20 protein-coding genes are annotated in these 20,540 nt (G+C 68.9%); 8 read left to right on the top strand and 12 right to left on the bottom strand.

Annotated elements, in window-relative coordinates; genetic code table 11:
- Positions 1–11 precede the first annotated feature (11 nt).
- Entirely contained in the window at positions 12–1,373 is a 1,362-nt protein-coding gene (locus LU699_RS10530) for a TolC family outer membrane protein (protein ID WP_232137578.1), read from the top strand.
- Between the two features lie 9 nt (positions 1,374–1,382).
- Here the strand turns inward: LU699_RS10530 and waaA are convergent, their stop codons facing one another.
- Positions 1,383–2,723: a lipid IV(A) 3-deoxy-D-manno-octulosonic acid transferase gene (gene waaA, locus LU699_RS10525; RefSeq protein WP_232137579.1), complete on the bottom strand. Its 1,341-nt coding sequence runs from the start codon at positions 2,721–2,723 to the stop codon at positions 1,383–1,385.
- A 50-nt stretch (positions 2,724–2,773) separates the two neighbouring features.
- Here waaA and lpxL point away from each other — a divergent pair, with 50 nt between their 5' ends.
- Entirely contained in the window at positions 2,774–3,682 is a 909-nt protein-coding gene (gene lpxL, locus LU699_RS10520; protein ID WP_232137580.1) for an LpxL/LpxP family Kdo(2)-lipid IV(A) lauroyl/palmitoleoyl acyltransferase, read from the top strand.
- Positions 3,683–3,847: 165 nt separating this feature from the next.
- Here the strand turns inward: lpxL and LU699_RS10515 are convergent, their stop codons facing one another.
- The 6 genes from LU699_RS10515 to LU699_RS10490 all read right to left on the bottom strand — a co-directional run bounded on the left by LU699_RS10515 (position 3,848) and on the right by LU699_RS10490 (position 8,713).
- Positions 3,848–5,203 carry an O-antigen ligase family protein gene (locus tag LU699_RS10515; protein WP_232137581.1) on the bottom strand — a complete coding sequence of 452 codons (1,356 nt, stop codon included), beginning with the start codon at positions 5,201–5,203 and terminating at the stop codon, positions 3,848–3,850.
- Positions 5,178–6,299 carry a glycosyltransferase gene (locus tag LU699_RS10510; protein ID WP_232137582.1) on the bottom strand — a complete coding sequence of 374 codons (1,122 nt, stop codon included), beginning with the start codon at positions 6,297–6,299 and terminating at the stop codon, positions 5,178–5,180. Before LU699_RS10510 ends, LU699_RS10515 begins: the two co-directional genes overlap by 26 nt.
- 22 nt (positions 6,300–6,321) lie before the next feature.
- Positions 6,322–6,513 (bottom strand): zinc-finger domain-containing protein, encoded by a 192-nt coding sequence (locus LU699_RS10505; protein WP_159682038.1) that lies wholly within the window; start codon positions 6,511–6,513, stop codon positions 6,322–6,324.
- Positions 6,514–6,572: 59 nt separating this feature from the next.
- Positions 6,573–7,253, bottom strand: a complete 681-nt coding sequence (locus LU699_RS10500) for a pirin family protein (RefSeq protein WP_232137583.1) — start codon at positions 7,251–7,253, stop codon at positions 6,573–6,575.
- A 76-nt stretch (positions 7,254–7,329) separates the two neighbouring features.
- On the bottom strand, positions 7,330–8,046 hold the full coding sequence (locus tag LU699_RS10495) for a YceI family protein (RefSeq protein WP_232137585.1): 717 nt from the start codon (positions 8,044–8,046) through the stop codon (positions 7,330–7,332).
- A gap of 79 nt (positions 8,047–8,125) precedes the next feature.
- Positions 8,126–8,713 carry a malonic semialdehyde reductase gene (locus tag LU699_RS10490; protein ID WP_232137587.1) on the bottom strand — a complete coding sequence of 196 codons (588 nt, stop codon included), beginning with the start codon at positions 8,711–8,713 and terminating at the stop codon, positions 8,126–8,128.
- Between the two features lie 95 nt (positions 8,714–8,808).
- Here LU699_RS10490 and LU699_RS10485 point away from each other — a divergent pair, with 95 nt between their 5' ends.
- On the top strand, positions 8,809–9,786 hold the full coding sequence (locus tag LU699_RS10485) for a mitochondrial fission ELM1 family protein (RefSeq protein ID WP_232137589.1): 978 nt from the start codon (positions 8,809–8,811) through the stop codon (positions 9,784–9,786).
- 68 nt (positions 9,787–9,854) lie between these two features.
- Here the strand turns inward: LU699_RS10485 and gph are convergent, their stop codons facing one another.
- Complete coding sequence (gph, locus tag LU699_RS10480) at positions 9,855–10,529, bottom strand: phosphoglycolate phosphatase (protein WP_232137591.1); 675 nt, start codon at positions 10,527–10,529, stop codon at positions 9,855–9,857.
- 140 nt (positions 10,530–10,669) lie between these two features.
- Between gph and LU699_RS10475 the strand changes: the two genes are divergently transcribed.
- Complete coding sequence (locus LU699_RS10475) at positions 10,670–10,969, top strand: DUF2218 domain-containing protein (protein ID WP_232137593.1); 300 nt, start codon at positions 10,670–10,672, stop codon at positions 10,967–10,969.
- Between the two features lie 43 nt (positions 10,970–11,012).
- Here LU699_RS10475 and LU699_RS10470 read toward each other — a convergent pair whose 3' ends face one another.
- The gene (locus LU699_RS10470; protein ID WP_232137595.1) at positions 11,013–12,644 is read right to left on the bottom strand and encodes a Na+/H+ antiporter; all 1,632 of its coding nucleotides are present in this window, start codon (positions 12,642–12,644) and stop codon (positions 11,013–11,015) included.
- Positions 12,645–12,770: 126 nt separating this feature from the next.
- Between LU699_RS10470 and LU699_RS10465 the strand changes: the two genes are divergently transcribed.
- The 4 genes from LU699_RS10465 to LU699_RS10450 all read left to right on the top strand — a co-directional run bounded on the left by LU699_RS10465 (position 12,771) and on the right by LU699_RS10450 (position 16,814).
- Positions 12,771–14,789, top strand: coding sequence for a M3 family metallopeptidase (locus tag LU699_RS10465; RefSeq protein ID WP_232137597.1), 2,019 nt, complete (start codon positions 12,771–12,773; stop codon positions 14,787–14,789).
- Positions 14,790–15,036: 247 nt separating this feature from the next.
- Positions 15,037–15,771, top strand: coding sequence for a hypothetical protein (locus LU699_RS10460; protein WP_232137598.1), 735 nt, complete (start codon positions 15,037–15,039; stop codon positions 15,769–15,771).
- 78 nt (positions 15,772–15,849) lie between these two features.
- Positions 15,850–16,224, top strand: coding sequence for an EF-hand domain-containing protein (locus LU699_RS10455; protein WP_232137599.1), 375 nt, complete (start codon positions 15,850–15,852; stop codon positions 16,222–16,224).
- 86 nt (positions 16,225–16,310) lie between these two features.
- A complete protein-coding gene (locus LU699_RS10450) occupies positions 16,311–16,814 on the top strand; it encodes a hypothetical protein (protein ID WP_232137600.1) in 504 nt (167 codons plus the stop codon).
- Positions 16,815–16,887: 73 nt separating this feature from the next.
- On the opposite strand, the gene LU699_RS10445 is transcribed toward LU699_RS10450, so the two are convergent.
- The 3 genes from LU699_RS10445 to LU699_RS10435 all read right to left on the bottom strand — a co-directional run bounded on the left by LU699_RS10445 (position 16,888) and on the right by LU699_RS10435 (position 20,434).
- Positions 16,888–17,319: a PepSY domain-containing protein gene (locus LU699_RS10445; RefSeq protein WP_232137601.1), complete on the bottom strand. Its 432-nt coding sequence runs from the start codon at positions 17,317–17,319 to the stop codon at positions 16,888–16,890.
- Between the two features lie 132 nt (positions 17,320–17,451).
- A complete protein-coding gene (locus tag LU699_RS10440) occupies positions 17,452–18,882 on the bottom strand; it encodes a UdgX family uracil-DNA binding protein (protein ID WP_232137602.1) in 1,431 nt (476 codons plus the stop codon).
- 271 nt (positions 18,883–19,153) lie between these two features.
- Positions 19,154–20,434, bottom strand: coding sequence for a putative DNA modification/repair radical SAM protein (locus LU699_RS10435; protein WP_232137603.1), 1,281 nt, complete (start codon positions 20,432–20,434; stop codon positions 19,154–19,156).
- Between the last annotated feature and the right edge of the window lie 106 nt (positions 20,435–20,540).

Below are 20,540 nucleotides of genomic sequence, written 5' to 3'. Positions count from 1 at the left end.
AAGGATCCTCCATGTTCCGCCGCCCCCTGTTCCTGTCGCTCGCACTCGCGCTGACGTCCAGCCCGCTGCTGGCCGCCGATCTCGTCCAGACCTACGAGCTGGCCCGTACCAATGACCCGACGCTGTCGATCGCCGAATCGCAGCGCCTGTCGACCAAGGAAGGCGCGGTCCAGGCCCGGGGCGCACTGCTGCCGCAGATCAACGGCAGCGCCTCGCTGACCGATAGCCGCCGCGCTGGTCTGTCCGGAAAAGCACGCACGCGCAGCTACGGCGTCAATGCCGGCCAGGTGCTGTTCGACTGGGGCCAGATCTCGACGCTGCGTTCGCAACGCGCGCTGAGCACGGCCGCCGACTTCCAGCTCGACGCCGACAACGACTCGCTGATCACGCGCACCGCCGCGGCGTATTTCGACGTGCTGGTCGCGACCGAAACGCTGGCGGCCGCCGAAGCCGCCGAGACCGCGTTCAAGCGCCAGTTCGATTTCGCCGACAAGCGCCTCGAAGTGGGCCTGGCGCCGATCACCGACGTGCACGAAGCGCGGGCGCAGTACGACAGCGCCCGCGCCAACACGATCGTCCAGCGCAACGCGCTGCAGGATTCCTACCAGGCACTGGCCGAGATCACCGGTTCGGAAATCCGCGATCTGCGGGGTCTGCCCGACGATTTCACCCCACAGCTGCCGGAAGGTCGTGACGCGGAAGCCTGGGTCGCCACCGCGATCGACCAGAACCCGCAATTGCAGGCGCTGCGCTATCAGGTGACGGCATCCGAATACAGCGTCACCGCGGCGAAGTCGGCCCACCTGCCGACGCTCGATCTCGGCGCCAGCTACGGCAGAAGCGACAGCTGGGGCGAGCGCAGCCTGGATTCGCAACAGCGCGAGTCGGAAACCAACAGCATCGGCCTGACGCTGACCGTGCCGATCTTCAGCGGCGGCATCACCCAGTCGCGCGTACGCCAGTCGATCGCCCAGCGTGACATCGCTGGCGACCAGTACGAAGCCCAGCGTCGCGCGATTGAACGCAACACCCGCAGCGCCTACCAGAACCTCGTCGCCGGCATCACCGAGGTCGAGGCCCGTCGTCTCGCCCTGGTCTCGGCCAACAGCGCCTATGAGGCCTCGCAGGTCGGCCTGGAAGTCGGCACGCGTACGGTCATCGACGTGTTGATCAACCAGCAGAACCTGTTCTCGGCGCGTCAGGCCTATGCCTTCGCGAAGTACAACTTCCTGCAGAGCCGTCTGCTGCTCGAGCAGGCCGCGGGCACGCTGGACATCGGCAACCTGCAGGACGTGAACCGCCAGCTGACCGTCGACGTCAACAGCGTCGGCGCGTCCACCGGCACCGGCGCAGCGACACCGCCGCCGCAGTAAGCGTTCGGCTCAGATCGACGACGGCGCGGATCGCAGGATCCGCGCCGTTTTCGTATCCGGTACCGGCAGATCGGACTCGATCAGCGCCAGCGTGCGCGCCAGTGCACCACGACCGTTGGCGACGAGCGCGCGGCCGGCGGCGGCCATCGCATCGCGCGCGTCGGCATCCGCCAGCAACGCCGCGATGTGGTCGTGCACCGCATCCGCGTCCGCGCCGATGCGCAACGCATCCGCACGCCCCAGCTGCTTGGCGATGTCGGCGAAGTTCTGCAGGTGCGGTCCAGTGACGACCGGTGTGCCGACCGCGGCCGGCTCGAGCAGGTTGTGGCCGCCGATATCCTGCAGGCTGCCGCCGACGAAGGCGACATCGGCGCAGGCGAAGAACAGCCCCAGTTCGCCGAGCGTGTCGAGCACGAAGACATCGTCGCCGGCATCGGGCCACGTGGTCAGCGCGCGCGTGGCGACGCGCCAGCCGGCGTCGACGCCGAGCTGCATCGCGCTGCGGAAACGCTCGGGATGGCGCGGGGCCCAGATCAGCAGCAGGTCAGGCCAGCGCGTGCGCAGGCGACGGTGGATGTCGATGACCGCCGCTTCCTCGTCGGGATGCGTGCTGGCCGCGATCCACACCGGCCGTGCACCGGCGCGGCCGCGGAAATCCGCGACCAGCTTCGCGATCTTCGCGTCGTCGAGGGTAATGTCGAATTTCAGATTGCCGGTGTCGATCACTGCATCGCGCAGCGCGCCGAGTTTCACGAAGCGTTTGCCGTCGTCGGCCGACTGCGTCGCGACGCGGCGCACCGTGCGCAGCGCGCGTCCGACCAGCGGACGCAGCACGCGATAGCCGCGCAGCGAACGCGCCGACAGCCGCGCATTGACGATTACCGTCGGCACGCCGGCATCGCGGCAGCAGAACAGCAGATTCGGCCACAGTTCGGTCTCGACGATCAGGCCGATCTGCGGGCGGAAATGCCGCAGGAAACGTCGCACCGCACCCGAGAGGTCGTACGGCAGATACACGTGCTCGACGCGATCGCCCCACAGCGCACGTACGCGCTCCGAGCCGGTCGGCGTGATCGTGGTCACCAGCAGGCGACGCGCCGGATCGCGCTCGAGCAAGGCGTTGATCAGCGGCGCGGCCGCGTTGACCTCGCCGACCGAGACCGCGTGCACCCACACCGGCGCGGTCAGCGGCGGCGTGCGATAGATGCCGTAGCGCTCGTCCCAGCGCAGCAGATACGCCGACTGCCGGAAACCGCGCCAGATCAGGTGATAGACCGTGATCGGCGCAAGCACGACGAGCAGGGCCGAGTAGAGGCCGCGCAGCAGTCGTTCTGTGGTGTCGGCCGGCATCCGCACAGGATAGCGGATGCCTGCGCGACGCCACCTTCTACAATGCACCGATGTCGACGACGCCCCTGCCCCGCCCGCCGCTCGCGCCCCGCCACTGGCCGGCGTGGATCGGCATCGGCCTGATGGCGCTCGCCGCGCGGATTCCATGGCCGTTGCAGCGCGCGCTCGGGCGCGGGCTCGGCGATACCTTGCGCGTCGCGCTGGCGAGCCGTCGCCGCGTGGCCGCGCGCAATCTTGAACTGTGTTTCCCGGAGCTCGACGCGCCCGCGCGCGAGGCGCTGCTGCGTCGGCATTTCCAGTCGCTGGGCATCGGCCTGTTCGAGTTCGCACGCGCCTGGTGGGGCTCGATCGCACCATTGCAGCGCGGACTGATCGTCGAAGGCGTCGAGCACGTCGAAGCCGCGCGCGCGGCAGGGCGCGGCGTGATCGTCGTGTCCGGGCACTTCACCACGCTGGAAGTCTGCGGCCGCCTGATGTGCGATTACGTGCCGCTGGCCGGCATGTATCGCCCGCACTCGGAACCGGCGATGGAATGGGCGGTGCGTCGGGGCCGCGCGCGTTATGCCGCGGCAATGTTCCCCAAGCGCGACGTGCGCGGCGTGGTGCGGCATCTCAAGCGCGGCGGCCTGCTGTGGTACGCCCCCGACCAGGATCCCAGTGGCGGCGACGCGGTCTACGTGCCGTTCTTCGGCCGCCCCGCGCACAGCCTGACCTCGACCCATTCGCTCGCGCGCCTGTCCGGCGCGGCGGTGGTGTTCTACAAGCACGTGCGTCGCGACGATGGCGGCTACACGCTGACGCTGACCCCGGCACCCGAGCCGTATCCGACCCCGGACGCGACCGCGGATACCGCAACGGTGATGGCCGGCATCGAAGACATGGCCCGCGCCGCGCCGGACCAGTACCTGTGGATCCATCGGCGGTTCAAGCGACAGCCGGATGGTAGGTCGCTGTACTGAGGCGAGGCACGGGCACTGGGCAGGGTGGCTGGAGCGCAACGAAGCCCATCGTCACGAACCGACAGACCGTCGCCTCTGCAGACGCGTCTGCTTCGACGACTGCGGTCGCGAGCGCGCATGGCCATGATGGGTTTCGCTACGCTCTACCCATCCTACGGATCTCGCTCAGCGCAGCACGCCGTCTGTCGGCTGCACCGGTTCGACGCGCGCCAGCAGACTGCCGGCATAGAGGGCGGACAGCAGCAGTGTGAAGCCGCCCCAGAACGTCGAATAGAACGCGAGATGCGTGTTGAGCGGGAACACCGTGACCGCGAGTGCGAGCATCGCCGGGCGCGCCTGCTCGCGTGCTTCGGGTGAGGCGAAGCGCCACGCGCGCCAGGCCATCGCGACACCGGCCAGCCACATCAGCAGGCCGATGAGTCCGGTCTCGCTGCCGATCTCGAGCACGATCTGGTGGGCGTGGAACGCGGGTCCGTCGCCCCAGGCGGCCATTTCATCGGGGCGCGGATCGCAGCCCGGGAAGGCTTCGCGGAAGCCGCGTGCGCCCACACCGTTGATCGGGTTCTCGCGGATCATGCACAGCGACGCGTCCCAGATACGGGCGCGGCCCGCCAGTGCATCGTCGACGGCGGATGCATCGGTCGACAGGCCCGTCGCGGTGCGCTCGATGCGCTCGCGGACCTGCGGCGAGATCGCCGCCGCCGCGACCGCGACGACGACACCCGCGACGAACACCGCCAGCAGGCGGCGCCAGCCGAGCAGACGCCAGCCCGACAGCAGCAGCACCAGCGCATAGGTGAGCCACGATGCGCGCGAGCCGGCGAACAGCAGCACGATGCCGATCGCCGCGCTCGCAACCAACCAGCCACTGATGCCGAAGCGGCGACCGGCCCAGTACAGACCGAACGGTGACAGGCTCGCCAGCACCACGCCGAGCTTGAGGTTGCAGGGGCCGAGCACGCCGCCGAGACGGTCTGCGGCGGCGACCTGTTCGAGCGTGCACATCGGCCGGCTGCTGATCAGCTGCTTGAGCTGGTCGATGCCGAAAAACAGCGGACTGGTGCCGAACACGACTTCGGCCAGGCCGTCGAGCGTCCACACCGCGACGATCACGGCGAGCCCCCCGAGCGTGATGCGCCGGCCGCGACGCGTCGCGACGGCGGAGGCCACCAGCCACAGGAACGGCAGATAGCGCAGATCGACCAGCGCTTCGCGCAGCGCGCGTCCGACATCGACCGAATCGACCGCCGACAGCAACTGCGGCAGCCAGTAGGCGAAGAACAGCACGCTGGTCAGTGCCCAGGCGGGCGCGCTCAGCAAGGCCGCGCCGCCGCGGAAACGTGCGGCGAGCAGATGGATGATCGCGGCCAGCGCGCCCAGCACCATCACGCCCTCGGCGTAACCCGGCGCGGGCCACAGGATCACGAAGGCCAGCACCCAGTGCGGCGCCCAGCGCCAGCCGACGGGCCGCGGTGCGCGCGCGCCGGTCGTCGGCTCAGTTGTCGTCGTCGAACTCGTCATAGACCGCGAGGGTCGCCTCCTGCATCGCACGCAGCGTGTCGGGCATCGTACCGGCTCGCGCAGGCGCTCGCGTGACCAGCGCGCGTGCGGCGTGCGCCAATGCGACGCGATCGAAAGGGGGTACCGCGCCTTCGGGCTGCAACTGCACGAGCAGTTCGCCGACGCCGCCATGTGCCCAGCCGACGACCGGCCGCGCGCACGACAGCGCTTCGAGCACAGTGCGGCCGAAGGCTTCCGGCTTGCGCGACAGCTGCAGCACGAGATCGCTGGCCGCGTAGGCATGCGCGATTGCATCGGTCGGTGCGGTCATCGCCAGCGCGTCGGCGCAACCGGCGTCGTCGGCAGCGCGCGTGAGTTCTTCGAGATAGGCCTCGCGTCCCGGTTCGCGTGCGCCGGGCATCCACAGACGCGCGTCCAGACCACCGGTGCGCAGGTCGGCGAGCAGGGCAATCGCATCGTGATGCCCCTTCAGCCGAGTGCCGCGTCCCGGCAACAGCAACAGCGGGCCATTGCCACCGAGCGCCGGCCAGTGCGCTGCGACATCGGCGCGCGCGGCCGCATCGGGATGTGGCGTGGCGGGAAACTGTGCGGGATCGATCCCGCGCGGGATCACCCGCAGGCGCGCGCGCGGCGTCGCCGGATAGTGCTGCAGCAGATAGTCGCGCACGGTATCGGACACGCAGATCACGCGTTCGCCGCGGGCCATGATCGCGCTGTAGCGCGACGGGGAATTGAGCCCGTGCATGGTGGTGACGAAATGCGGACGGCGCGCCCCGGGCATGCCGCGCAAGGCCCACCAGCCGATCCACGCCGGCAGTCGCGAGCGGGCATGCACGATGTCGGCGCCGGTGTCTGCGAACAGGCGTCGCAACGTGCGCACGTGGCGCAGCACCCGGAACGATTTCGCACCGATATCGAGCGTGACGTGGCGTGCGCCGGTCGCCTCCAATGCGGGCACGAGGCGTCCGCCGGCGGAGACGACGATCGCGCGGTGGCCGGCATCGACCAGCGCCTGCGCGATTTCGATCGTGGAGCGCTCGACGCCGCCCGACGACAACGCGGGCAGCAGCTGGATGACGGTGAGCGGTCGACGCATACGGGCGCGGAACGCGCCGGAGTCAGTCGACGAGGACGAAGTGCGCACCGCAGTACGGGCAGTCGGACTCGCCGTTCTCGGCTTCGATCGGCAGGTAGACGCGCGGATGCGAATTCCACAGCGCCATCGACGGCAGCGGACAGCTCAGCGGCAGATCGGCGCGGCGCACTTCATAGCGCTGGGCGGCGTTGGCTTGCGTCGGGGCTGCGGTCATGACGGCGGGTTTCATCGGCGTGGAGGCCACCATTCTACCGCGCGGCCGTGCAGACGGGCTCAGCCCGGCAGCGTGATCAGCAGCAGTTCTGCGCCATCGGCCGTAGCTACAAGATCCGCGGTGATGGCTTCGTCGTATACGCCGAGCGCGTCGCCGGAGGCCAGCGCGTGGCCGTCGACGGCTACGCCGCCGCGCAGGATCTGCAGCCAGTGCCGCTGCGTGGCCTCGAGCGTCACGTCCACACGTGCACCGGGCGCGAGTCGCGCATGGCACAGCCAGGCCTGCTGACGGATCGGCAGGCTGTCTTCAGCACCCTCGGGCGCGGCCAGCAACGTCGATCCCGCTTCGCTGGCAACGCGCGTGATGCCGGCGGCGGGCGGCAGATTGACCCGGTCCGGCTGGATCGCGATACGCAACACCCGCGCGCCATCCGCCCCGGCGGTTTCGACCGGCGTGTCGCTGGCATGGCCGGCGCCGGTCCACGCCAGTGCGCCGGCTTCGAGCGCGACGCCATCGCGGACCAGCGTGCCGTCGAGCACCAGGGTGAGCAGCTCCATGTTCGCCACGCGTTGCAACGGCACGGTCGCGCCGGACGGCATGTGTTCCTCGTTGAGCTGGCGCAGCGCGCCGAAACCCGACCAGTCGGGATCGTAAAAATCGCCGCTGGAAAACGCGCACAGGCGCGTGCGGGCGCCGTGCGTGGTGCGGCCGCGCTGGTCGGCGGGACGATAAACTTTCATGACGGCAGATCTGGAACGCGGAAACGAAAACGCCGGCGCTCAGGAGACCCGTGCGCCGGCGTCGTGACGCGGAATCTTACTGTGCGGCAGGCGCGGCCGGGGCAGCACCCTCGGCGACGACGGCTTCGGTGGTGATGCGCAGTTCGACTTCGTCGCTGACGTTCGGCGCATACGCACCGACGCCGAAATCGCTGCGCTTGATCGTCGCCACGGCATCGAAACCGGCGGCGGCGCGCTTGGCCATCGGCTGCTCGCCGAACTTGTTGATCGTGACGTCCAGCACCACCGGCTTGGTGATGTCCTTGATCGTCAGGTCACCGGTGACCTTGAGCTGGTTGGTGCCGGCGCTCTCGACCACGGTGCTCTTGAACGTGGCGTTCGGGAACTTGGCCGCGTCGAAGAAATCGGCGCTGCGCAGGTGGTCGTCGAAATCGCCGACATGCGAGTTCAGACCCGACAGCGGCAGCGTGACTTCGACCGACGACGCGCCGACGTTCTCGGCGTTGTAGACGATCTGGCCGGAGACTTCGCCGAAATGCGCGATCGGGTTGGAGAAGCCGAAGTGGCTCCACTGGGCGATCACGTCGGTGTGCTTGGGATCGAGCACGTAGGTGCCGGACACGCCGGTGATGGCCTCGGCGGCCGGCGCGGTGTCGGCCGGTGCAGCGGTCGCCGGCTGTGCGGGCGCGGAAGCGGCGGGCGGGGTCGCGTCCGCCGGTGCAGCGTCCTGCTGGGCGCAGGCGGCGAGGGCAAGGGCGGCGGCAAGCGGGAGCAGCAGGTGGGCGGTACGCATGGACGGATCCTCGAACGGGTGGTGGGTGGCACGGGGTTGAAGACCGCGGGGTCGGGTCGCGACCGCGCGGGAGAGACACTCAGACGATGCGCGCGGCTTCGTCGAACGGCAGGCGCGGCGAGCGCGGGAAGATCGTCGACGGATCGCCGGTGCCGAGATTGATGATGAAATTCGACTTGATCGCGGTGCCGGCAAAGAACGCCTCGTCGACCTTGGCATTGTCGAAGCCGGACATCGGGCCGGCGTCCAGACCCAGCGCGCGCGCGGCCAGGATCAGATACGCGCCCTGCAGGCTGCCATTGCGGAACGCCGGCACCTCGCGGTTCTCGCGCGGACCGTCGAACCAGCTCTTGGCATCGGTGTGCGGGAACAGGAACGGCAGCTTCTCGTGGAAATCCTCGTCGTGGGCGACGATTACTACGACCGGCGCGGCCATCGTTTTCTCATAGTTGCCTTCGCTCAATGCAGGACCGAGCTTCGCCTTGCCTTCGGCCGACTTCACGAACACGAAGCGCGCGGGCGACGAGTTGGCCGACGTCGGCGCGAACTTCAGCAGATCGTAGAGCTGGCGCAGCGTGTCGTCGCTGATCTCGCCGCTGAACCCGTTATAGGTGCGGGCGGTGCGGAACAGCTGGTCGAGCGCGGCATCGGGCAGAACATCGGTCATCAGGCAACCTCGATCGGATGGGGCCAGGCAGGGCCGCAGTGTAGAGTCCTGCGGCGGCGCGACGCGTGCGTCGGTCGGAACGGATGATCACATACGTGGAACGTCGACCAGGCGAAGAGCGGGATTGCGGACGGATCTGGGCGCTCAGCGATGGGCGCGCCGGCAACGCGCGTCAGGCCGAAGCGCTGGCTGCTGCGCTGTCACCGCAGATCGAGACGCTGCATCTCGATCCGCGTGCGCCGTGGCGCTGGGCCGCGCCGCGATCTCTGCCGTTTGCCTCCAACGCCTTTGGCAGCGACTACGCCGCGCGTCTCGATGCCGCGCCCGCCATCGCGATCGGTTGCGGCCGACAGGCCGCACTCGCGACTCGACTAGCGGGTCAACGCGGCGCGCGCACGGTGCAGATCCTCGATCCGCGCATTGACGCGCGGCATTGGGACCTCGTGGTGGTGCCCGAGCACGACGCGCTGCGCGGCGACAACGTGCTGGTCGCACGCGGCAGCCTCCATCCGGTCGACGACGCGTGGCTGGCCGCTGCGCGCGACGCGCATCCTGCGTTGGGCGCCCTGCCCGGCCCGCGGATCGCGGTCCTGCTCGGCGGCGATTCGCGCCACGGGCGTTTCGATGTCGCCGCGTTCAATACGCTCGCCGATCGGCTCGATGGGATCGTCGCGCGCGACGGCGGCAGCCTGCTGCTGACTGGTTCGCGCCGCACCTCGTTGGCCGTGCGCGATGCCTTGCGTGCGCGTTACGCGGGACGCGCCGGTTGCGTCTGGGCGGACGACCCCGACGGCGTGAATCCGTACGCCGGCATGCTCGGCTGGGCCGATCGCCTCGTCTGCTCGTCTGACTCGGTGAACATGCTGTCGGAGGCCTGCGCGACGCGCGCGCCGGTGTTCGTGTTCGCGCCCGGGCTGCTCGACGGCGCGCCGCAGCGTTTCGTCGACGGATTGCTCGCGGATGGGCGCGCGCGCCCGTTCGAGGATGCGCTGCCGGCATTCGATGTCACGCCCTTGCGCGAGACCGCGCGAATCGCGGCCGAAGTGCGTACACGGTTGTTCGCGATGCGTTGAGTGCTGGCGCGTGCGGCGCTTCGTAGGATGGGTAGAGCGCAGCGAAGCCCATCGCATACCAGACCGCGTCAGCGCAGTTCGAGCAACTCTTCCAACCGCTCGATCACCGCAAGCGCGCCGCAGCCATGCAGATCGAAATCGCGCCGGTAGCCGTAGCCGACCAGCACCAGCGGCGCGCCGGCCGCGATCGCCGCGCCGGCATCGGCTGCCGAATCGCCGACCATCAGACACTGGGTGATGTCGACGCCGAAACCTTCGGCCAGGTGCCGCAGCGGCAGCGGATGCGGCTTGCGTTCCGGCAGATCGCCGGCGCCGAGCACCGCGTCGAAATACCCGTCGATCCCCAGCGCCGCGAGCAGCGGCGGCACGAACTGCGACGGCTTGTTGGTGCACACCGCCATCCGCACGCCTTCGGCCTGCAGTGCCTGCAGCGTCGATTCCACGCCCGGATACAGCTGCGGATCGAGCAGCAGGCAATCCTCGTAATGGCGCAGGAAACGCGGCATCACCGCATCGACCGTCTGCAGTTCGCCGGCATGCTGCAGCGCCGAGGTGATCAGCTGGCGCGCACCGTCACCGATCCAGCTGCGCACCGTCGCCTCGTCGACCTGCGCATGGCCGAGCTCGGCCAGCAGGCGGTTGACCGCGGCGGCGATGTCGGACGCGCTGTCGACAAGGGTGCCGTCGAGATCGAACAGCACGACCGGCCAGGGAAACGCGCGGGGCGCGGCGGCATCAGTCATGGAACACCTGCTTTGAACGGGGGCCGCACAGTGTGCGGCATCGGGATTGCAACGCTGCGTTGGCCACCGGGGGTTCACCGCGCCATCGGCTTCGGCCTATGCTCGCGGCCGCGGCGACGCGCCGCTCGCAGGAGTCCACGATGTCGATCACCACCACCGCGACCACCGTGTCCAACGACGCCCCGCGCCTGCTGCGCACGCTGTGCAACCACTGGCGGCACAAGTTCGAGATCACCCGCGACGACGAGGGCGGCCACGCCTTCATCCCGTTCCAGGGCGAGGAAAACGGCGCCGACTTCTTCGTCGAAGACGACACGCTGCGCATCGTGCTGACCCAGCCCACGGCCGAGGACAGCGAGCGCTACCAGACGGTCATCGAGAACCATCTGCAGCGCTTCGCGCGCGACGAGACGCTGGCGTTCGACTGGCAGCCGGGTTGAGTGTGCTTTGAAGCCTTCCCCCGCGTGCGGGGAGGGCTCAAGGTCAACGGTAACGCGCCTCCATCAGATCCAGATCGCGCACCAGCTTGCGTGCGACTTCGTCGGAAATTTCCCGATGCCGCGCGAGTGCGTAGATGCGTTCGCGCTCGGCATGCACGCCGGCCAGGCGCAGTGCGCGTTCGGCGTCGTCTGCGCGACGCAGTTCGGCGGCGTCCACGCCCAGCGTGCCGTCACGGCGCAGCCGCTCCTCGTACAAGGCCATGACCCGCACCGCCGCGCTGGCGTAGAGGTCGGGATTGGCCTGCGCGGCAGGTAACGCGTGCTGCGCGCGTTCGACCGCGGCCACGGCGGCGATCGCCGCCTCGTGGCGGGCGCGATCCAGTTCGCGGTCGTCCTCGTCCTCTTCCGGCACCTCCAGTCCGCGCAGCAGGCGCGGCAGCACGAAGCTGCCGAGCAGCAGCGACAGGATGATCACCGCGGCGGCGAGAAAGATCGCCAGATCGCGGGTCGGAAACGGCGTGCCGTCGTCGAGCAGCAGCGGCAGCGTCAGCACACCGGCCAGGGTGATCGCGCCCCGCACGCCGGCCAGCGACATCGCCGCGACCAGGCGCACACGCGGTCGCGTGTCGTGGCGACCGCTGCGGTACAGCCCGATCCGCAGCGACACCCAGACCCATGCGAAGCGCAGCGCGAACAGGCTGCCGTAGATCGCGAAGACGTAGACCGCCAGCCACCACGGATCGACGTGCCCGGCCTCGCGCACCGAGCGCACCGCACGTTCGACGATCCACGGCAGCTGCTCGCCCAGCAGCACGAAGATGATGCCGTTGAGCGAGAACTGCACCGTGTCCCAGACCGCGGCGCGCTGCACGCGCGTAGTGGCCAGCGCGCGACCGCTGAGTTCGACGTAGCTCATCGTCACGCCGGCGGCGACCGCGGCGAGAATCCCCGATGCGCCCACCTGCTCGGCCAGCAGATAGGCGCCGAACGGGGTGAGCAGGCTGATCAGGATCGGCGTGCCGGCTTCCTCGCCGAACACGCGCGAGACCATCGCGTGGCCGCGGTTGATGCCGATCGTCAGCAGCACGCCTACCGCGACGCCGGCGAGCGCCAGCCACAGGAAGGTCAGCGACGCCGACATCAGCGAGAACGTACCGGTCAGCGCCGCGGCGACGGCGAAGCGGAAACACACCAGGCCGGACGCGTCGTTGAGCAGAGATTCGCCTTCGAGAATGTGCATCACGCGCTTGGGAATCGGCGCGCGCGCGGCGATCGACGACACCGCCACCGGATCGGTCGGCGACAGGATCGCAGCCAGCGCGAATGCGACCGCCAGCGGCATCACCGGGATCATCCAGTGGATCAGCAGGCCCGCGCCGATCACCGTGAACACCACCAGGCCCAGCGCCAGCTGCAGGATCAGCCCGCGGTCGCGGAACAGGCCGCTCTTGGGAATCCGCCAGCCGTCCAGGAACAGCAGCGGCGGCAGGAACAACACGAAGAACAGATGCGGATCGAGCGTCACGCCCTGACCGAACACCCCGGCGATCGTCGCGCCCAGCGCGATCTGCACCAGCGGCAACGGTAGCGGCAGCCACCTCGGCAACACACGGGTCAGGTAACCGCTGGCGACCACGGCCAGCAGCATCACCAGAACGACTTCGATCGAATGCATTACGGACGCGGCGCGGGGGCGAGGCCGCCACGATAGCGCCGAAGCCGCTGTACGGCGCGCCCACACGAGCCGTGCATCCGACCGTGCCTAGAATCGGGCTCCCTCTTCCGCACACTGGTTCGCACGATGGACAACCCGCTGCTCGATCAAACCGGCCTGCCGCGCTTCGACGAGATCGAACCGGCGCATGTGCAGCCCGCGATCGACGCGCTGGTGGCCGAGGCCGAGGCCGCGCTGGCCCTGGCCGGCCGCGCGCAGCCGGTCACCTGGGACAGCGTGGTCGCGCCGCTGGAGGACGCGACCGAGCGTCTGGGCCGGGCCTGGAACCAGGTCGGCCACCTCAACGCCGTGGTCAATACCCCGGTCATGCGCGAGGCCTACAACGCCGCGCTGCCGAAGGTGACGCGCTTCTTCAGCGCGCTCGGGCAGGACCAGGCCCTGTTCTCGGCGTACCAGGCGTTGTCCGATCAGGCCGATGCGCTGGGTCTGGACACCCTGCAACGACGCGTGCTCGCGCATGCACTGCGTGATTTCCGGCTCGGCGGCGCCGCGCTGAATGACGCCGATCGCGCGCGCTTCTCCGACATCCAGCAGGCGCTGGCGACGCTGTCGTCCGAGTTCTCCGAACACGTGCTGGACGCGACGGATGCATTCGCCGTGTACGTGGAAGATCTCGCCGAACTCGACGGCCTGCCCGAGGAAACGCTGGCCGCCGCGCGCGCCGCGGCCGAACGCGATGGGCGCGAAGGCTGGAAACTGACGCTGCAGATGCCGTCCTATCTGCCGATCCAGACCTATGCGACCAATCGCGCGCTGCGCGAGCGTTTCTATCGCGCTTACGGCCTGCGCGCGTCCGAGTCCGGCCCCGAAGCGCTCGACAACGGACCGCTGATCGCCCGCATTCTCGCGCTGCGTGAGGAGAAAGCGCGCCTGCTCGGCCACGCGAACTACGCAGAACTGTCGCTCGCGACCAAGATGGCGACCGCCCCTGACGCGGTGCTGACCTTTCTGCGCGATCTCGCCGCGCGCGCACGCCCGCATGCCGAAGAGGACCGCGAACAACTGGCGGCATTCGCGCGCGAGCAGCTCGGCATTCCGTCGCTGGAACCCTGGGACATGTCGTTCGCCAGCGACCGCCTGCGCCAGGCGCGCTACGACTACTCGGCGCAGACGGTGAAACGTTACTTCACCGAAGATCGCGTGCTGGCTGGCCTGTTCGATGTCGTCGAGTCGCTGTACGGCCTGCGTGTCGAACGCGACGACGCACCGGTGTGGCACGAGGACGCGCGGTTCTATCGCCTGACCAACGCCGATGGTGCGCTGGTCGGCCAGTTCTATCTCGATCTCTACGCCCGCGAAGGCAAACGCGGCGGTGCATGGATGGACGACTGCCGCAACCGCCGCGCGACCGCCGACGGCGTGCAGACGCCGCTGGTCTATCTGGTCTGCAACTTCGGCCGCGGGACCGGCGGCCGCCCGGCGACCTTCACCCACGGCGAAGTCACCACGCTGTTCCACGAGATGGGCCACGGCCTGCACCAGTTGCTCACCCAGGTGGATACGCTGCCGATCGCCGGCATCAACGGCGTGGAATGGGATGCGGTCGAACTGCCGAGCCAGTTTATGGAGAACTTCTGCTGGGAATGGGACCGGGTGCAGGCGATGACCGCGCACATCGACACCGGCGAGCCGCTGCCGCGCGACCTGTTCGACCGCATGCGCGCCGCGCGCAATTTCCAGAGCGGATTGCAAACGCTGCGGCAGATCGAGTTCTCCCTGTTCGACATGCTGCTGCACGCGGACTTCGACGCCGGCCGCGATGACATGCTGGCGCTGCTGGAGCGCGTGCGCGACGAAGTCGCGGTGACACGCACGCCGACGTGGCACCGGTTCCCGAACCAGTTCAGCCACATCTTCGCGGGTGGCTACGCGGCCGGCTACTACAGCTACAAATGGGCCGAAGTGCTGAGCGCGGATGCGTATGCGGCGTTCGAGGAGTCGACCGATCAGCTGTCCGAGACCGGCCGGCGCTTCCGCGAAGAAGTGCTGTCGCGCGGCGGCAGCCGCGATGCGATCGAGAACTTCCGTGCGTTCCGCGGGCGCGATCCGGATATCGCGGCGTTGCTGCGGCACAGCGGCATGTGATGCCCTTCTGCCGAAGGTGGCATGCACCGGCGTCCCTCTCCCTGAGGGAGAGGGGCCACCTGCAACGGAGATGGCGGGGTGTGGGAACCACGCCCGCAGTTGCCCCCTGACCAATCGCCCCCGCCCAACCCTCCCCCCCGCACACAGAGGAGGGCAGATTCACCGTCTCCGCTCATCCCGCACTGCCACGACACCCTCACGCCCTCGATGCGAGCATCCGCGCCGATTCCCGCCGGAAAACGCCGCCATGCGCCTGCTCGTTCTGCTGTGTTCGATCGCGATGCCGGTCATCGCCTGGCTGTCGCAGACCGGTGTCTTCGGGCCCGACCAGGGCACGATCTCCGACCGCTATCCCACGCTTCTGGTCGCCGCCGGCTACGCGTTCTCGGTCTGGGGCCTGATCTTCCTGCTCGATCTGCTCTACGCGATCTGGCAGGCGACCGGCACGCGCCGCAGCGATCCGCTGCTCGGCCGCATCGCGCCCGTCGCTGCGCTCGGCTTCTTTCTCACCGCGATCTGGATGCCGCTGTTCTCGGCCGGTCTGTTCTGGGCCTGCGTGGTGGTGATCTTCGGCGCGTTGATGAGCCTCGCCTGGTGCGCGGTGCAGCTGTCGCGCCCGGGCAATGCGAAGCGCTACCGGCTGGCGTGGCTGGCGCTGTCGATCCATGCCGGCTGGCTGTCGCTGGCGGCCTTCCTCAACGTCGCACAGACGATCGTCGCCTACGAGCTGCTGTCGACCAGCCGCATGCTCGGCTGGAGTCTCGCGCTGTGGGCGATCTCGGCCGTCGTGCTGCTCGTGCTCAACCTGCGCATGCGCGGCAACATCGCCTATCTGGCGATCGCGCTGTGGGGCCTGTTCGCGGTGTGGTTCAAGCAGACCGAATGGCCGCTGGCAGGCGCGGTGACCTCCGCGTGGGTCGCGCTGGGCATCGGCGTGGTGCTGACGATCCAGACCGTCCTGCTGCACCTGCGCCGGCGCTGAGTCCGGCGCCGGCGCGTTCATGCGGCATGCGGGCACGCGTTGCGACCCTGTGGCCTCAGACACATCACAGGGGGTTCCATGATTCGCACATCCTTTGCCGTCGGCCTGCTCGCGCTCGCAACGGCACTGCCCGCCGTCGCCCAGGTCACGACCTCGCCGCTGCAGCAGGCCGATGCGCAGCCCAGCGTGTCGTCGCAATCCGGCCGGCAGACCGGTGTGGTCACCATGGACCGCGACGACGGCCGTCAAGTCATCGTCCGGTCCTACGAGCCGCGTTCCGCGCAGGCCGACCAGTACCGCGTCGACTTCGCCGCCCTCGACGTGGATGGCGACGGCTACATCAGCCGCGTCGAGGCCAAGGCGCATCCCGCGCTCGACGCAGAGTTCAACGCCATCGACAGCAATCGCGACGGTCGCCTGAGCCGCGAGGAACTCGCGGGCTGGCTGCGCTGATCGGTCGCACCTCCGACCGCCGCATCGTGACCGCGCTGCGCTAGCCTATGCCGCCGCCGGCAACCGGTTGGCGACGGAGTGCTCGTGTGAACCAGATTCCCAATGACGACACCGATGCGCCGCGCGGGCGTGGCCCGCTGCTGGTCGGTGCCGTATTCGTTCTGATGATCGGCATCTTCATCGGCGCGCTCAGCGCGACCGTGCTGCTGCGCATGAGCATCGGCTCGGCCGGCGACCTCAAGGCGCGCGAGGCGACCGCACTCCACGCGCTGATCGAGGCGCCCGACGGCATCGTTGCGCCGGACATCTCGTCCGAGCGCACGACTGCGGCCTTCGCACACAGCTTCATCGTCAGCACCGCGGCGATCGATGCGGTGTCGTCGCTCGACGAACGCGCGAAGCTGGTCGACATCGCCCGCTGGATGGTCGCGACCGATGCACTGTCGGCACGCGAAGACGCAGTCTCGCGCTGGGCGATGATCGCCGCGCGCTGCGTGGACACCAATGCCGAGGCACCGAAGGACGCGGCGAACTGCGTGCGCGACGAGATGCCGCACGACGTGCCGATTCCGGATCACGCCCGCGACTGACGCGCCGTCTCTGGATTCCGCACAACAGAACGCCCGGCCGAAGCCGGGCGTTCTGGTATCGCGATGCGAATGATCAGTCGCGCGACTGGCTGACGATGCGGCCGTCTTCCGGGTCGAGCTTCAGATCCATACGCTGGCCTTGCGCGTTGTCGGCCTCGGCCTCCCACATGCCGTCGTCGAACTTGACGTCTTCGATGCGGGTGAAGCCCTCGGCGGTCAGCTTGGCGCGGATATCGGACTCCCCAAGACTGGTTGCGCCGGCGGTTTCCGGATAGACGCGGCCGGTGGCCGGGTCCAGACGCACGTCGATCTTGGTGCCGTTGGCGTCGGTGACGTCGGCCTTCCACACGCCGTCCTTGAACTCGACGTCGTGGATATTGGTGTAGCCGCCTTCAGTCAGTGCGGCGCGCACCTGGGTGCTGGTCATGGCGTCCTGGGCGACGGCGGCGCCAGCGGCGAGCGAGAGGGCCAGAACAAGGCCACGGATGGCGGTGGTGTGCTGCATCGTGACGCTCCTGCGATTGGGGTGGGCGGAGTGTTCGGCGACCGCTGCGAAGTGCAGGTGAACGAAAATCAGCACCGTTCATGCAGACGGCGCGAGACGCGCGCCCTCGCGATTCATCGTGTCAATCCGGGATCAGGCCGCCAGCAACTGACGCAGGTCATCGACGAAGCCGGCGTAGGCATCGGCTTGTGCTTGGCTGTCGCCCTGTCGCAATACCCACGAGGGATGCACGGTGGCGAACGCGCGCACACCGTCCTCGCGCGTACGCCAGATGCCGCGTTCCTCGGTCAGACGCACACCCGGGCCGAACACCGCACGCGCCGCACTCGCGCCGAGACAGACGATGCGCTCGGGTTGTACCTGCGCGATCTCCGCGCGCAGCCAGCCGTTGCAGGCCTCGATGTGCGCGACATCCGGACGCTTGTGCAGGCGGCGCTTGCCACGCGGTTCGAAGCGGAAATGCTTGACCGCATTGGTCAGGTACAGGGTGCTGCGGTCGATGCCGAGCTCGTCCAGCGCGCGCGAGAACAGACGCCCTGCGGGACCGACGAACGGACGCCCGGACAGATCCTCTTCATCGCCCGGCTGTTCGCCGACGATCATCGTGCGTGCGCTGGACGGGCCTTCGCCGAACACGGTCTGCGTCGCCGGCTGCCACAGCGGACAGCGCCGGCAATCACGTGCGGATTCGCGCAATGCCTCGAGCGTGCCGGCCACGACAGGCGCTGGCGCCGGCGCTGCCGGAATACGGCGGCGCGGCGCCTCGTGTTCGCGCTCGGCCATCTCGCGCACGCGCAGGCCGGCGTCGCGGACGAGATCGGGCAGCAACGCCGCTTCCGGCAGGTGCTTCCAGTACTTCTGCGGCATCTCCGCGCGCATCATCGTGGTGTTGAGCCGTGCCGGATTGAAGATGTTCGCGTAGTAGGTGCGCCACAGATCCTCGCGCGCATCTTCGGACGGCGCGTCAGCGCGCACACCGCCGTCGGCGAACGCAAGCGCCTCGCCGTCCCACATCGCGGTGCGATACGGCGTCACGATCGCCCAGCGCATACCGGCGAAGCGCCGCGCGAAAAACGGCGCGACGCGATCGACGATGTGGTGATCCGGTTCGAACCAGGCGATGTAGCGATCGGTGTCGCCGGGCACTTCGCGAAAGCGCACGAAAGCCTTCATCTTGTGGCTGTCGCGGCGCACCGCCTGCGCCATCGTGGTGGCGCGATGCACATCGGGGTCAGACGCGCGCTGCAGCAATGCGCGCTCGCCTTCGGCGATGCGCCAGAGCATGCGATAGAGCAGACCGTGGCGGTCCTCGGCCCGGTTGCAGAGCACCGCGCCGGCGAGCGACAGGAATTCGGATGGCACCCGCGGAGCGTTGCGTTGCGCGGGCAGCGACGCGAGATCAAGCCCGCCGAGCAATGAGCCCTGGGCGCCGCCGCTCCAGTCGAGTCGTTCGGGTGGCAGGCCTGCGCACAGGGCGGCGCGCGCGGCGGCACGCCAAGCGTGGGCGTCCCAGGGCGGGTCGACCTGGGCGGAGATGCGGATGTGGGGCGCGAGCGCGCTCATGCCGCGCAGGATGCATCGAGCGTGGAATGGCGAAGCTGCAGCAGACCATCCTCCGGAAGCGCGACCAAGGCCGCTCCTACCAGACCCGGATCGGGCGCGGAGGTGCGCGCTTGTCTCCTTCCCCGTGCGCGGGAGAAGGGTTGGATGGGGGCGAACCCACACGTCGCGACAACCGTAACGTTAGCCCCCACCCAACCCTTCCCCGTTCACGGGGGAAGGCTTCAGAGCACGCGCGCTGCGATCGGCTGTCCAAATGCGTGACCAGGATCGATCAGAACAGACTCGCCTGCCGCGGCTGCGGGGCGAGTTCGTTGCGCAGGCGTGCGGGGTCGTCGAGACGCTGGCGCGGGTGATGGCCGGGCGTGATCACGAACGGCATGATCTTTCTCAGCGGCACGCGCAGACGCGCGAGGTCATCGAGGCGCAGGGCGCCATGCGGCCGCGCGGAGATGATGCGCTCGACGTTGCGTGTGCCCAGGCCCGGCACGCGCAGCAACATCTCGCGTGGGGCGCGGTTGATGTCGACCGGGAAGCGTGTCGGGTTGCGCAGCGCCCAGGCCAGCTTGGGGTCGACGTCGAGATCGAGCATGCCCGGCGTTTCGGCATCCACGTCTTCAGCGTTCGCCGCGTCGGGCGTGATCTCGTCGACATCGAAGCCGTAGAAGCGCAGCAGCCAGTCCGCCTGGTACAGCCGATGCTCGCGCAGCAGCGGCGGTGACTGCAGCGGCAGGTTCTTCGCGGCATCGGGAATTGGGCTGAAGGCCGAGTAGTACACCCGCCGCATCCGGTAGGTGCCGTACATGCGGTTGCTGGTTTCCAGGATGCTGCGGTCGTTGGCGTCGTCCGCGCCCACGATCATCTGCGTGCTCTGCCCGGCCGGTGCGAAGCGCGGCGCTTTCGCGCGGCGCACGGTCACGCCTTGGCGCTTGACCCGGCGCGCATCCTTGTCCTCGTCGATGCGCCACTTGAGTTCGCCCATCGCGCCGTGGATGCCGGCATGGGTTTTCTCTGGCGCCAATGCGGTCATGCCGGCCTCGGTCGGCAGCTCGATGTTGATGCTCAGACGGTCGGCGTAGCGGCCGGCCGCGGCGAGCAGCTCCGGCGCGGCGTCGGGAATCGTCTTGAGGTGGATGTAGCCGGCGAAGCGATGGTCCTCGCGCAGGCTGCGCGCGACCTCGACCATCTGCTCCATCGTGTAGTCGCCGCTGCGGATGATGCCGCTGGAGAGGAACAGGCCCTCGATGTAGTTGCGCTTGTAGAAATCCAGCGTCAGCGTCACGACCTCTTCGGGCGTGAAGCGCGCACGGCGCACGTTGCTCGACACGCGATTGACGCAGTACGCGCAGTCGAACACGCAGAAATTGGTCAGCAGGATCTTCAGCAGCGACACGCAGCGGCCGTCCGGCGTGTACGAGTGGCAGATGCCCATGCCCTCGGTACTGCCGATGCCGCCGGTCTTCGACGAATCGCGTTTGTTCGCACCGCTCGACGCGCAGGAAGCGTCGTACTTGGCGGCGTCGGCGAGGATCGCGAGCTTGTCGGTCAGGTTCACGCGCCTACGGTGCCTGCAAAGTGTCTCAATCCATGAGACTGCAACGCGTTGGGCGCGGCGGCCGTGAGCGCATTGCGCAGGCCGCGTCGCGACGACCTATTCACGG

Origin of the sequence: Luteimonas fraxinea (assembly GCF_021233355.1) — a bacterium.
GTDB lineage: Bacteria > Pseudomonadota > Gammaproteobacteria > Xanthomonadales > Xanthomonadaceae > Luteimonas > Luteimonas fraxinea.
Note: the sequence above shows the minus strand (reverse complement) of the source record. Positions and strands in the feature narration are given on the sequence as shown.